The organism is Dactylosporangium sp. CS-047395, from assembly GCF_050942185.1.
Classification (GTDB): Bacteria; Actinomycetota; Actinomycetes; order Mycobacteriales; family Micromonosporaceae; genus Dactylosporangium.
The window spans coordinates 6281991-6295109 of sequence record NZ_CP192015.1; the positions used below are offsets into that span (position 1 = coordinate 6281991).

The following is a 13119-nucleotide window of genomic DNA, read 5'->3' on the forward strand; positions in this document are numbered from 1 at the left end:
GCCGCTCACGGCTCGATGACCAGCCGGGCGACGGCGTCGCCGCGCATGGTGAAGCGGTAGTGCAGGTCGACCACACCTCCGGGGAAATTGCCCTCGAGGTGCTGCACCACGTCGTACCGGTCGTCGTCCACGCGCATGGCCGAGACCAGTTCGGTGGTGTACGTGTACTCGGACGCGGCACTGCCGAGCCACTCGCGGATGGCGTCCGTGCCGTGGTGGCTGTGGCCCTCGTCGACCACCTCGGCGTCGGGCGTGAACGAGGCGATCGCCCGCTCGGTGTCGCGGGCGTTGTGGGCGGTCAGGTAGGTCGCGATTGCCGGAGAAAGATCCATACGCCGACCGTAGAAGCTCTCCCGGGGAGAGGGTCAACACCGGCGCCTTTACGGTATTCGCGAATATGGGGCGGCGCCGGTGAATGTTTCATGCGCCCGCCTCGGCCGGGGCGGTCGCGCGGGCCGGTGTGATGGACCGTTCGGCGGGCGGTGGCGATGATGGGCGCCATCCACATCGCTCGACGAAGGAGTTCCCGTGTCCATACGCCGTCATCGGCGCCGAGTCGTGGCCGCCGCGGCCGCGGCGGCGTGTGTCGCCTTCGCCGCCGGCTGGTACGTGGTCGGGTCGGCGGCGGCGGGCACGCTGTCCGGCACCCTCTACCGCGATCCTGACTCGCAGGTCGTCCGCTGGGTCGCGGCGAACCAGGGCGACTCGCGCATGCCTGTCATCCGCGACAAGATCGCCAGCCAGTCGCAGGCGCGCTGGATGGCGAACTTCAACATCTCCACGATCCAGTCCGAGGTCTCGTCGTTCGTGGGCGCGGCCAACGCCGTGAACCAGGTGCCGGTACTGACGAGCTACGCGATCCCGAACCGCGACTGCGGCGGGGCCAGCGCGGGCGGGGCGCCCGACCTCAACCAGTACCAGCAATGGATCGGCGGCTATGCCCGGGGCCTCGGCAGCCGTACCGTCATCGTGATCATGGAAACCGACGCGCTGGCGCTGCAGACGTGCCTGAGCTCGAGCGAGGTGCAGCAGCGCGCGCAGGCGATCAGCACGGCGGTGCAGACGCTGAAGTCGGCCAACCCCAACGCCAAGGTGTACCTCGACGGCGGGCACTCGGCGTGGAACTCCGCGTCGGAGCAGGGTTCGCGGCTGGTGGCGGCCGGCGTGCAGTACGCCGACGGGTTCTTCACCAACGTCTCGAACTTCCAGCCGCTGGGCAACGAGCAGGCCTACGGCCGGTCGATCATCTCGTACCTGCAGAGCCGGGGCATCAGCGGCAAGCGCCAGGTCATCGACACCAGCCGCAACGGTGGCGCGGCCGGCGACTGGTGCGCCGACGACAACACCGACCGGCGCATCGGCACCTACCCGACCCTGAACACGGGCGACGGCAACATCGACGGGTACCTGTGGATCAAGCCGCCGGGCGAGGCCGACGGCTGCAACTACCCCGCCGGTAACTTCGTCCCCGCCCTGGCCTACAGCCTGGCCTCCAGCGCCCCGTACCCGCCGGCCGGGTCCCCGACCGCCTCCGCGTCGGCCAGCCGCTCCCCCTCCGCGTCGGTCTCGCCGTCGGCGTCCCGCTCGCCCAGCGCGAGCACGTCGCCGTCGCCGAGCCGTTCGACCGGCGGTGGCAGCGGCGGGTGCAGCGCGGCGTACCAGACCACCAGCTCCTGGCAGGGCGGCTTCCAGGGCAACGTCACCGTGACCGCCGGCTCGTCGGCGATCAGCACCTGGACGGTGACCTGGACCTTCTCGGGCGGCCAGTCGATCACACAGCTCTGGAACGGCACCCTGACGACCAGCGGCGGCAACGTCACGGTTCGCAACGCGCCGTACAACGGCGCACTGGGCGCGGGCGCCTCGACGCAGTTCGGCTTCACCGCGAACGGCAGCGCGGCGACGCCGACGGTGAGCTGCACCGCTTCCTGACCCACCGGCCGGGGCGCGGGCCGGAGACGGTCCGCGCCCAGCCGCGCATCGGGTTTCCGACTCCGGCGGTACGCCCGCATCGGGCCCGTGGCACCGTGCTGCCATGGGACGCCTGGTGAGGGTGATGGTGGCGGCGGTGGTCGCGGCGGGCGGGGCCGTGCTCGGCATGTCCGGGCCGGCCCTGGCCGCGGTGCCCGGCACGGTCGCGATGGACTATCCGTGGCGCGTGCAGTACCTGGCCGCCGCCCACCAGACCAACGCGATCACGGTGACCGAGTCCGGCGGCTGGACCTACGTCGACGACGTCTACGCCATCGCCGCCGGGGCCGGGTGTTCGGCGGTACCGATGGACGCCACCAAGGTGCGGTGCGCGAGCGCCCCCATCACCGCGATCGTCGTCAACGCCGGCAACGGCAACGACACGATCACCATCGGCGGCAGCGTCGACAGCTCGGTGACCACCAGCCTGCTCGGCGGCGACGGCAACGACACCATCAACGGCGGCCCCGGCCTCGACGGCATCTGGGGCGGTCCGGGCGCCGACACCATCCACGGCGGCGGCGGCCTCGACGCGGCGATGTACAACGAGCCCACCCGCGCCACCGGGGTCCACGTCGACCTCGACGGCGCGGCGGGCGACGACGGCGAGCCCGGCGAGGGCGACACCGTGGACGACGACGTGGAGTCCATCTACGGCACGGCCCACGACGACGTCCTGACCGGCAACGCCGCCAACAACCAGATCGTCGGCGACGGCTATCTCGCCGGCGCCACCGGCAACGACACGATCACCGGCCTCGGCGGCGCGGACACGCTGCAGGGCGGCCCCGGCAACGACCTGCTCAACGGCGGTACCGGCGCGGACGTCATGCACGGCGACGAGGGACTCGACACCGTCACCTACGCCGGGCGCGCCGACGCGGTCGTCGCCGACCTCGACGGGGTGAACGGTGACGACGGCGCGCCCGGCGAGGGCGACACCATCCACGCCGACGTGGAGAACCTGACCGGCGGCCGCGGCGACGACACGCTGACCGGCAACGCCGGCACCAACGTGCTGACCGGCGGCCAGGGCGTCTGCACCCTGCTCGGCCCGTGCACGACCGGCGGCGACGACATCCTCGACGGGCAGGGCGGCAACGACCGGCTCGACGGCGGCCTGGGCGCCGACACCCTGATCGGCGGTACCGGCATCGACTTCGCCGACTACGCGGGCCGCACCGCCGCGGTCACCGCCGACATCGACAACGCCGCCGACGACGGCCAGCCCGGCGAGGGCGACACCATCACCACGTCGGTGGAGGGCATCCTCGGCGGCAGCGGCGACGACGTGCTCACCGGCAGCGCCGGGGACAACCTGCTCTCGGGCGGGGACGGGTCGGACTCGCTGTACGGACTGTCGGGCAACGACATCCTCGACGGCGTGACCGGCGCGGCCGACACGGCCGACGGCGGCCCGGGCGTCGACACCTGCGTCCACGCCGACGCCACCGTCAACTGCGAGTGAGGATCATCGACCCCGGTGCCGTCGACCCCGGTGCCGCCGAGCGGTGCCAGCCTGTGGCGCAACCCGAGTTTCCGCGGTCTCTGGGCCGGGCAGACGGCCTCACAGCTCGGTGAGCAGTCCGGCTTCATCATCCTGCCGCTGATCGCCGTGCTGACCCTCGACGTCGGCCCCGGCCAGCTCGGCGCCCTGCGTGCCGTCGAGCAGGCACCACAACTGCTGCTCACGCTCGTCGCCGGCGTGTGGGTGGACCGCCGGCAGACCCGCACCGTCATGGCGCTGTCGGACCTCGGCCGCGTGCTGGTGTTCAGCGCCGTCGCCGCCTGCGCCCTGGCCGGGCTGCTGCGGCTGCCGATGCTGCTGGCCGCCGCCCTCGCGGTCGGCGCGCTGTCGGTGCTGTTCAACACGGCCTATCAGGTGTCGCTGGTGCGCCTGTTGCCGCGCGATCAGCTCCTGGGCGGCAACAGCGCGATCGAGGCGAGCCGGTCCGCCGCCCAGCTGGCGGGTCCGGCCCTGGGCGGGGCGCTGACGTCGCTGCTGTCCGCGCCGCCGGCCATCGTGTCCAGCGCGCTGTTTTTCGGCGCCTCGTTCCTGGCCATCACGCGCATCCGGCACCGCGAGACGATCCCGCGGCAGCCGAGCGCTCCGCGCAGGATGCGGCAGAACCTGCGCGAGGGCATCCACTTCGTCGCCGGCAACCCGATCCTGCGCACGGTGAGCCTCGCCTCGGCGGCGTTCCAGCTGTCCCTGGCCGCCACGACGACCGCCTACCTGCTCTTCCTGCCGCGGGAGCTGCACCTGTCCGCCGCCGTCATCGGCCTCGCGCTGGCGGCCACCGGACCCGGCGCGCTGGTGGGCGCGCTGCTCGCCGCGCGCCTGCCCGGCCGCCTCGGCTACGGCCGGGTCCTCATCGCCGCCGCCGTGCTCGGCAACGGCGCCATGCTGTGCCTGCCCGCGCTGCACGGCGACTCGCCGGCCACCGTCTGCGCACTCATCGCGATCAACGTCACGTTCGGCGCCAGCGGGCAGCTGATCAACGTCGGCCTCATCGCCGTCCGGCAGGCCGTGGCCCCCGGCTTCCTGCAGGGCCGGGTCGCCGCGACCGTCAGCTTCGCCGGCATGGGCATGAGCCCGCTCGGGGCGCTGCTCGGCGGCCTGCTGGCCGGCCAGCACGGACTGCGCGCCGCGCTGCTCATCTCGGCCGGCGGCCTGCTGATCTCCCCGCTGGTGATGATCCTGTCGCCACTGCGCCGGCTGGGACGGACTCCGGCCGATCAGGACGCGGCCTGACCGCAACCCGCCGTACCGTCGGCGGCATGGACACCAACGCACCCAGTGGGTACACGACCGTCGCGCCCTGGATCGTCACCCCGGACACCGGGCGGCTGCTGGACTTCATCGCCGCGGCGTTCGGCGGGGTCGAGCTGGGGCGGGTGCCGCTGCAGGACGGCACGATCGGGCACGCCGAGATCCGGGTCGGCGACACCGTCGTGCTGGCCTTCGACCAGCGGCCGGACTGGCCGGCCATGCCGTCGCTGGTGCGGGTCTTCGTCGACGACGCCGACGCGGCGATCGAGCGGGCCGCGGCGGCCGGGGCCCGCGTGGTGACCGCGCCGGCCACGCAGGCGTTCGGGCAGCGCGGCGGGCGGGTCCGCGACCCGTTCGGCAACATCTGGTGGGTCAGCGCCGTCGTCGAACAGGTCGACCCCGAGGAGGGCATGCGCCGCCTCGCCGAACCGCGGTACGCCGAAGCGATGCGCGACGCCCAGGAGACCTACGACCGCGAGATGACCGGCCGTCCCGGCAGCACCGTCAGCGCGCCTCGCTGAGCGGCCCGAGCAGCCACCGGCGGCTCTCGGCCCGGCTGCGCAGCCGCACGACGGGCAGGTCGGGCCGCCGCTCGGCGAGGTCGCGCACCCGGGCCGCGCTCCTGCCATGGGTGGTCCACGCCCACCGGATGATGTGCTCGGGGTCGTTGAATATGGTCAACAGCGGCGGCTCCACGTTGCCGTTCCACAGCCGCCGCCGGTTGACGCTGCGGTCCACGGTGCGCCGCACGACCTGCCGCATCACCCGGTGCCGGGGCAGGTCGAGCCACACCAGCAGGTCGGCCCGCTCGGCGAGCAGGGCCCGGACGCTGCTGTACTGCCATTCCGTCGCCCACCGCGGCCCGGCGCTGAACCGCTCGACGTCGTCCTCGAACGAGGGCCGCGGGATCCAACCGCTGCCGTGGTACAGGCCGTCGATCTCGATGTGCGGCACGTCCAGCGCGGCCCCGATCCGGGCGGCGAGGGTCGTCTTGCCCGACCCGGACGTGCCGGCGACGAGGATCCGCTGCGGCCGGCCCGGCAGCGCGTCGAGCGGGCGGAGCAGCGGCATGCCGCCAACCCTACGGCGTCGCCGGCAGCCAGCGGTCCGACGCCGTGGCATCCGCGGTGAACCGGACGGCCTCGCCCATCGCCAGCACCTCGGCCTCGGTCGCGTTGCGCGAGGAGGTCAGGCTCACGTGCAGGCCGCCGACCTCCTCCAGCTGCAGCTGCATCCCGTCCCCGGCGGGCACCAGGGCCGCGTGCAGGCCGGCGACCTTGCGGTCCTTCGGCGCGAACAGCTGCTGCCCGTCCTGCTCCAGCCGGGCGACGATGAGGATGACGTGGTGCGCGGTGCCGGCCTGGTCGTAGTCGACGGTCGCGCCGACCAGGGTCGCCCCCGGCTGCCCGGGCGTGAGTCGCAGCGCCACGTCGCAGGCCTGCACCGCGTACCCGGCCGGCAGCGTGACGGGCGCGGCCGGGGTGGCGCAGTGGGTACGCCGGTCGAAGCGCACGTTTGCGGCCAGCTCCATGGCGAGCTCGTCGCTGCCGGCCGTCACGTGCATCCACGCCCCGTCGCCGACCTCCCACACGATCCGGTGGAACTCGTTGTAGCGGTACAGCGTCGCCGGCCACCGTCCCACGCCGATCGCCTCGGTGCTGGTCGCGTCCCTGATCGGCTCCGGATGGTCGAGCAGCTCGAGGTGTGCGGTGCCCGCCCCGCCGTCGCGGAGCATCATGTCCTGGGCCTGGCCGAACCGGACGTCGATCAGGCTGTACACCTGGGGGATCTTCTCCAGCGCGAAGAACAGTTCGTCGGGATCCCCGGCCGTCACCTCGGCCCGCGTCGGCAGCGCGGCCGCGCCGGTCACGGGCAGGCCGGGCACCCCGGCCACGACCTCGAGCGGCGACACGGCCACCGGCGGCGCCTGCCCGGGCCGGTTCAGCGCGATCCCGGCGACAAGAACACAGGCCACCACCGCAGCGGTACCGCCAGTGACGACCCTCCGCCGCACGATCTTCCGCCGCCCGCGCACGACGGCGCGCTCGGCGAGCACGGCGAGGTCGGCCCGGTGCTCGGCGCGCTCGCGGAAGGTCTCGGTCAGCAGCTCGTCGATCACGTCGCGCTCCTCGAGGTCGCATTGGCCGGGAAGTGCGCCCGCAGCGTCGCCAGCCCGCGCATGGCATGGGTCCGGACGGTCACCGCCGAGCAGGACAGGATCTCCGCGATCGCCGCGTCGCCGAGGTCCTCGTAGTACCGCAGCACGAGGACCGCGCGCTGCTTCGGCGGCAGCGTGCCGACCAGCCGCCACATCTGGTCGCGGTCGGCCACGGCCTGCTCGTGCTCGGCACCGCCCCGCCGGTCGGGGACGTGGTCGGTGCTCACCTCGCGGTTGGTGAGCCGCCGCCACCACGAGATGTTGGCGTTGACGAGCATCCGGCGCACGTACACGTCGGGCCGGTCGGCGGTGCTGATCCGGCTCCACTTCGCGTACGCCCCGGCCAGCACCTCCTGCACCAGATCCTCGGCGCGGTGCGGGTCCCCGGTGAGCAGGCCGGCCAGCCGCAGGAGCGCGGGCCCGCGGGCGTACACGTACTCGTGGAAGTCCATCTCCCGAACAGACGCATCCGGTCACCGCGAACGTTGACCCGCCCGGCCGCGCGCTGCGGCCCTGTCGTCTGGGCTTGCGTTTTCGCATAGCTTCAATACTCTAGATTCATGAATCTAACCCGACTGGTCGTCCTGGGACTGCTGGCCGAGCGCGGCGCCCAGCACGGTCACCAGCTGCGCCACGACATCCGGCTCACCAAGGCCGACGAATGGGCCGGCGTCGGGGCCGGATCACTGCATCGCGAGCTGCGCAAACTCGCCGACGAGGAACTGATCGCGGCGGTGCGCGTCGAGCGTGTGCAGCGGCGGCCGGAACGGACGATCTACCAGATCACCGAAGCCGGGCGCGCCGAACTGGACCTGCTACGGGAGCAGGCGTTCACCTCGCTGCAGGCCGCCACCGATCCGGTGGCCGCCGCGCTGGTCTTCACCGGCACCACCGCGGCCGCATCGCTCGGCGACCTGCTCGCGCGGCATCGGGCCGCGGTCGAAGCCGAGCTCGCCCGGCTCGCCGCCGAGCGGGCCCGGGGCGAGGCCGAGGGCTTCCTGCGGCCCGAGGTGTCCGCCCTGCAGGCGGCCGCGTTCCGCCGCAGCGAACTGCGGGCGCAGGCCGAACTGGCCTGGCACGACGAGTGGGACCGCGCCTTCGGCCCGGCCGCGGGGGCACCGCGATGATGGCGCCGCCCGCGCTGCGACATCCCCTCTTCGTCCGCGTCTGGGCCGGTGGCGTCGTGTCCGCCGTCGGCACGCAGATGAGCAACGTCGCCAAGGCCTGGGTGCTGTACGCGATCACCGGCTCGGCCGTCGCGCTCGGCATCGAAGGACTCTGCTTCAGCCTGCCCATCATGCTGCTGCCGCTGCTCACCGGCCCGCTCACCGACCGCCTGCCGCGCACCGCGGTGCTGCAGGCCACGATGGCCGCCGAGGCGGTGCTGGCCACGGCCCTCGCCGCCACGGCCGCGACCGGCACGGTGCGGCCCTGGATGCTGTACCTCACCGCCGCCCTGGAGGCGAGCCGGCTCGCGCTCGACATCCCGGCCCGCAACGCCCTGATCGCCACCCTGGTCCCGGCGGCCGACCTGCACAGCGCCCAGTCGCTGTCCTCGGTGGTCTACAGCTCCTCCGCGCTGATCGGGCCCGCCCTGGGCGGCGTCCTGCTGGCGGTCGCCGGCCCGGCGCCGGTGTTCGCGCTCAACGCGGTGAGCAGCGTGCTGGCGCTGATCGCGTTCCGCCCGGTCTCCGCCCGGCTCCGGCAACCGGCGACCGCCGCCGCCGACGGCCGGTCGGGCCCGCCGCGGCTGTTCGACGGAGCCCGGTTCGCGGGCCGCAACCCCGCGATCCTCCGGCTGCTCGTGGTGCTGTTCAGCACCAGCACGCTGGTGATCGGCACCGAGACGTTGCTGCCCGTGCTCGACCAGACCCGCTGGCACGGCGGCCCGATCGGCTACGGCCTGCTGCGCATGGCCCCCGGCATCGCCGCCCTCGTCACCGGGGTGTTCCTGTCGCTGCGCCCGCAACCCGCCTCCCCCGGCCGGGCCATCCTGCTCAGCGGCATCGTCGCGGGCGGCGCACTGGTGGCGTTTCCCCTCGCGCCCCGGCTGTGGATCGCCTTCGCGCTGCTGGCCATCGGGTCGGTCGCGGTCAGCGCGGCCCAGGTGTTCATCCTGACCGGCCTGCAGCAGCGCACCCCGGACCGGGTTCGCGGTGCGGTCGGCGGCTTCACCGCGATGACCCAGAGCGGATTCGCCGGCGTCGCCGCCGCCGGGATGGCCCTGGGCGCCGGCGGCATCCCGGCCCCCGCGGTCATCATCGCCGTCGCGGCGGCCACCGCGGCCACCGCCGTCCTCGGCAACCCGCCCGGGCGCGTCGCCACACATGATGCGGAACCGGCCGGTCAGGCCGACGCTGTCCACCCTGTCCCCGGGCCGGCGAAGGAAACGCGCGCGGGCTGAACACCGGGGAACGTCACCCCGGTGAGGTCCTCGGAGACGGCCCACAGCCGCTGCTGGACGCCGACCTCGTACGACTCCGGGCTGGAGGTGACCAGCCGGGGGTACCCCTTGATCTCGTTGCGCCCGCCGGGCCCGTAGTACTGGCCGCCGAGCACGGCGGGGTCGGTCGCGGCGCGCAGGGTCGGCAGCGCGCCCATCGCCGGCGGCTGGGTGATCACCGGCGCGACCCAGGTCAGCGGCAGCCGTACGGCCGCCGGGGTGTTGCGGGCGAGCTCAGTGCTGGACATGCCGGGGTGCGCGGCGACCGCGACGGTGGTGCCGTGCACGGCGAGCCGGCGCTGCAGCTCGTAGGTGAACATCAGGTTGGCCAGCTTGGACTGGCCGTAGGCGCCGGCCCGGCTGTACGAGCGCTGCCACTGCAGGTCGTCGAAGTGGATCGCGGCCCGGATGCGGTGGCCGGTGCTGCTGACCGTGACCACGCGGGAGCCGGGTACCGGCAGCATCAGGTCCAGCAGCAACCCGGTGAGCGCGAAGTGCCCGAGGTGGTTGGTGCCGAACTGCAGCTCGAAGCCGTCGCGGGTGGTCTGCTTCGGGGTATACATGACGCCGGCATTGTTGATGAGCAGGTCGATCCGCTCGAACCGGGACCGCAGCGCCCCGGCCGCCGCCCGGACCGAGTCGAGTGCGGTCAGGTCCAGCGCCTGCACGGTCACGTCGCCGGGCATGCGGGCCGCGGCCTGCGCGCCCCTCTCGACGTCGCGCACGGCGAGCACCACGGATGCCCCGCGCGCGGCGAGGGCCTTGGCGGTCTCGTATCCCAGTCCGGTGTTCGCCCCGGTCACCACGGCCACCCGCCCGGCCTGGTCCGGAATGCTTGCCGCAGTCCACGTCGTGCTCATGCCGCGCCCCCACATCACTAAAGTACCGAAGGTATCTTGTACCCCAAACGCTAAGGTACCCCCGGTACGTTGTCAACGTACCGGGGGTACGTAAAGTGCGATAGGCTGGCGGCGTGACGTTCCAGCGGGCCCGGACCGACGAGCAGCGCGACATCCGCCGGCAGGCGATCCTCGACACGGTGTCGTCCATGCTCGACGAGATGCCCGTGGCCGCCGTGACCCTGAACGAGCTCAGCCGGCGGGCCGGCCTGGCGAAACCCAACGTCCTTCGGTACTTCGAGTCCCGCGAGGCGATCCTGCTGGAACTCCTCGACCGCTTCCTGCAGGACTGGCTCGCGGACCTGGCCGGCGAACTGGCCGCCGGCGTCGGCGAGGCGCTCCCCCTGGCCGGGCGGGCGAGCGCGGTGGCCGAGATCCTGAGCCGCTCCCTGTCCGGGCGCACCACGCTGTGCGAGCTCTTCGGCGCGCAGTACAGCGTGCTGGAACACAACGTGTCCGTGGAGGTCGTCGCACGCTACAAGCGCGCCTCACTGGGACGCCTGACCACCATGGCCGCCCTGCTCCAGCGGTACCTGCCGGAACTGGGCGAGCAGGCGGTGCTGTTCAGCCTGCAGACCATGGCCACGGCCGGCGCGGTGTCGGCCTACAGCACACCCCCGCCCAGCCTGCAGGCGGCCTACGCGGCCGAGCCCGACCTGGCCCGCTTCCACCTGGAGCCGGACGCGTACCTGAGGCTGGCCGTGACCGCGACACTCCTGGGCGTGCTGCCGCGCCCCTGACCGACCCGCACGCTTTGTCACCATTCGACATCGCGGGGCAACGGCATATCGATCGGCACGGGACAATGGCGCTGTTGTGATCCTCCGGCAGGACGCCCGCCGGGGGGCCAGCTGCTGACATATCTGTCATCAATAGTGCTCACTGGTCGGCTATGGTCAGCGTCGTGATTTGAAGGGATGGGTAGCAGTCAGTGGGATTTCGTACGCGACGGCTCGTCGGCGTGACGAGTCCGGGACGCTGCCTGTTTCCGCCCACCGGCTCGGCCGTCTGATCATGGTCGGGGAACCGGTGACCGGCACGACGGCTGGGACTGGGCAGATCGTGGTGGACGCACGCGTGTCGTCGGCCGATCAGCAGGTGGATCTGGACCGGCAGGTGGCCCGGGTGACCGAGTGGACCACTGGGCGAAGGCCTGGTGTGGACCGGGTGGTGACCGAGGTGGGGTCCGCGTTGAACGGGCACAGTAGGAAGGTCCTCGCCCTGCTCCGCGACCCTGCGGTGTCGACGATCCTGGTCGAACACCGGGACCGGTTCGCCCGGTTCTGTGCCGAGTACGTTTCGGCCGCGCTGACCGCGCAGGGTCGTCGGCTGCTCATTGTCGGCCCGGCTGAGGTCGATGACGAGCTGGTCGGCGACGTGACCGAGATCGTGACATCGTTGTGCGCACGCCTCCACGGCCGTCGGGTTGCTGCGAACCGTGCCCGCCGCGCCGTCGAGGCCGCAACCGAGGATGCGGCGTGAAGACGATCCAGGCGTACCGGTTCGCTCTCGACCTCACTGCGCGCCAGCAACGCGATGTGCTCGCGCATGCCGGGGCGGCACGGGTGGCGCACAACTGGGCGCTTGCGAAGGTCAAGGCGATCATGGACCAGCGGACCGCCGAACGCTCCTACGGCGTGCCTGAGGACCTGCTGACGCCAGTGCTGTCCTGGTCACTGGCCGGGTTGCGAAAGGCGTGGAACCAGACAAAGGGCGATATCGCTCCGTGGTGGCCGGAGGTGTCGAAAGAGGCATTCAATACCGGCCTCGACGCTCTCGCCCGGGGGTTGAAGAACTGGGCCGACTCCCGCACCGGCAAACGCACTGGCCGGCCGTTCGGCTTCCCCCGGTTCAAGTCCCGCCGCCGCAGCACACCCAGCGTGCGGTTCACCACAGGGGCGATCCGGGTCGAGCCCGACCGCATACACGTGGTCCTGCCCCGGCTGGGGCGCCTGACGCTGCACGAGTCGGCCCGCAAGCTGGCCCGCCGCCTGGACAACGGCACGGCGCGGATCATGTCCGCGACCGTGCGGCGAGACGGCGGACGCTGGCACGTGTCGTTCACCGTCGAAGTGCGACGCGCCGAACCTGCCCCAGCCCGGCCGCAGCCGGTGGTCGGTGTCGACGTCGGGATCAGACACCTTGCCGTGCTGTCCACCGGTGAGCTGGTCGACAACCCGCGCCACCTCGTGGCCGCGCAGCAGCGGATGCGTACGCTCGGCCGGGCACTGTCGCGAAAGACCGGCCCCGACCGGCGCACCGGGCAGCGGCCGTCGAAACGGTGGGAACGAGCCGCCGCCCGGCTCGGCCGCGCGCACTCCCGGGTGGCGAACCTGCGCCGCGACGGGCTGCACAAGCTCACCACCCGCCTCGCCACGACGTACGCCACGATCGTGGTCGAAGACCTCAACGTCACTGGAATGCTCCGCAATCGGCGCCTCGCCCGGCACATCGCCGACGCCGGGTTCGCCGAAATCCGCCGCCACCTGGCATACAAAATCGGATGGAACGGTGGCCGGCTGCTCGTGGCCGACCGCTGGTATCCGTCCTCGAAAACCTGCTCGGGCTGCGGCGCGGTGAAAACCAAGCTGGCCCTGTCCGAGCGTGCGTACACATGTGAGGTGTGTGGCCTGGTCATCGAGCGGGACCGCAACGCCGCCCTGAACCTGGCCGCGCTCGCGGCGCAGTTCGACACCGCCGGGAGTGGCCCGGTGGCAGCACGTGGAGCCGACCGGAAGACCCGCGTACGCGGGCAGGTGGCCGTGAAGCGTGAAACCGGCACCACACACGTGGGTCAGACCGGGACCGTCCTACCGCAAGGAAGGACTACCAACCGTGCGCTCGCTCAAGCGCACTGAAAGGTAACGGCGGGATC

The 13119-nt window shown here is 72.6% G+C and carries 14 protein-coding genes; 9 read left to right on the forward strand and 5 right to left on the reverse strand.

What is annotated here, in order from left to right; translation table 11 throughout:
* Window positions 1–5: 5 nt before the first annotated feature.
* On the reverse strand, window positions 6–332 hold the full coding sequence (locus ACQP00_RS29445; protein WP_433200813.1) for a nuclear transport factor 2 family protein: 327 nt from the start codon (window positions 330–332) through the stop codon (window positions 6–8).
* A gap of 196 nt (window positions 333–528) precedes the next feature.
* Here ACQP00_RS29445 and ACQP00_RS29450 point away from each other — a divergent pair, with 196 nt between their 5' ends.
* The 4 genes from ACQP00_RS29450 to ACQP00_RS29465 all read left to right on the forward strand — a co-directional run bounded on the left by ACQP00_RS29450 (window position 529) and on the right by ACQP00_RS29465 (window position 5265).
* Entirely contained in the window at window positions 529–1932 is a 1404-nt protein-coding gene (locus tag ACQP00_RS29450; protein WP_433200816.1) for a glycoside hydrolase family 6 protein, read from the forward strand.
* 103 nt (window positions 1933–2035) lie between these two features.
* A complete protein-coding gene (locus ACQP00_RS29455; RefSeq protein ID WP_433200819.1) occupies window positions 2036–3439 on the forward strand; it encodes a calcium-binding protein in 1404 nt (467 codons plus the stop codon).
* Between the two features lie 15 nt (window positions 3440–3454).
* Entirely contained in the window at window positions 3455–4726 is a 1272-nt protein-coding gene (locus tag ACQP00_RS29460; protein WP_433200822.1) for an MFS transporter, read from the forward strand.
* Between the two features lie 26 nt (window positions 4727–4752).
* Window positions 4753–5265: a VOC family protein gene (locus ACQP00_RS29465; protein WP_433200825.1), complete on the forward strand. Its 513-nt coding sequence runs from the start codon at window positions 4753–4755 to the stop codon at window positions 5263–5265.
* Here ACQP00_RS29465 and ACQP00_RS29470 read toward each other — a convergent pair.
* Genes ACQP00_RS29470 through ACQP00_RS29480 form a run of 3 tightly spaced genes read right to left on the reverse strand, consistent with a single transcriptional unit; the run spans window position 5249 to window position 7354 of the window.
* Window positions 5249–5815 (reverse strand): AAA family ATPase, encoded by a 567-nt coding sequence (locus ACQP00_RS29470; protein ID WP_433200828.1) that lies wholly within the window; start codon window positions 5813–5815, stop codon window positions 5249–5251. The two genes, ACQP00_RS29465 and ACQP00_RS29470, sit on opposite strands and share 17 nt — an antisense overlap.
* Window positions 5816–5825: 10 nt before the next feature.
* Window positions 5826–6863, reverse strand: a complete 1038-nt coding sequence (locus ACQP00_RS29475; RefSeq protein WP_433200831.1) for a hypothetical protein — start codon at window positions 6861–6863, stop codon at window positions 5826–5828.
* On the reverse strand, window positions 6860–7354 hold the full coding sequence (locus ACQP00_RS29480) for a SigE family RNA polymerase sigma factor (protein ID WP_433200834.1): 495 nt from the start codon (window positions 7352–7354) through the stop codon (window positions 6860–6862). Before ACQP00_RS29480 ends, ACQP00_RS29475 begins: the two co-directional genes overlap by 4 nt.
* 108 nt (window positions 7355–7462) lie before the next feature.
* On the opposite strand from ACQP00_RS29480, the gene ACQP00_RS29485 reads away from it, so the two are divergent.
* Together ACQP00_RS29485 and ACQP00_RS29490 are read left to right on the forward strand one after the other, a co-directional pair.
* Window positions 7463–8029, forward strand: coding sequence for a PadR family transcriptional regulator (locus tag ACQP00_RS29485; protein WP_433200837.1), 567 nt, complete (start codon window positions 7463–7465; stop codon window positions 8027–8029).
* Window positions 8026–9306, forward strand: coding sequence for an MFS transporter (locus ACQP00_RS29490; protein WP_433200840.1), 1281 nt, complete (start codon window positions 8026–8028; stop codon window positions 9304–9306). Before ACQP00_RS29485 ends, ACQP00_RS29490 begins: the two co-directional genes overlap by 4 nt.
* Here the strand turns inward: ACQP00_RS29490 and ACQP00_RS29495 are convergent.
* Window positions 9249–10205 carry an SDR family NAD(P)-dependent oxidoreductase gene (locus tag ACQP00_RS29495; protein ID WP_433200843.1) on the reverse strand — a complete coding sequence of 319 codons (957 nt, stop codon included), beginning with the start codon at window positions 10203–10205 and terminating at the stop codon, window positions 9249–9251. The genes ACQP00_RS29490 and ACQP00_RS29495 overlap by 58 nt on opposite strands.
* Before the next feature lie 113 nt (window positions 10206–10318).
* Between ACQP00_RS29495 and ACQP00_RS29500 the strand changes: the two genes are divergently transcribed.
* The 3 genes from ACQP00_RS29500 (at window position 10319) to tnpB (ending at window position 13102) form a co-directional block, all read left to right on the forward strand.
* A complete protein-coding gene (locus tag ACQP00_RS29500) occupies window positions 10319–10984 on the forward strand; it encodes a TetR/AcrR family transcriptional regulator (protein ID WP_433200846.1) in 666 nt (221 codons plus the stop codon).
* A gap of 142 nt (window positions 10985–11126) precedes the next feature.
* Entirely contained in the window at window positions 11127–11726 is a 600-nt protein-coding gene (locus ACQP00_RS29505; RefSeq protein WP_433224038.1) for an IS607 family transposase, read from the forward strand.
* Entirely contained in the window at window positions 11723–13102 is a 1380-nt protein-coding gene (tnpB, locus tag ACQP00_RS29510) for an IS607 family element RNA-guided endonuclease TnpB (protein ID WP_433200849.1), read from the forward strand. Before ACQP00_RS29505 ends, tnpB begins: the two co-directional genes overlap by 4 nt.
* The last annotated feature ends 17 nt before the right edge of the window (window positions 13103–13119 follow it).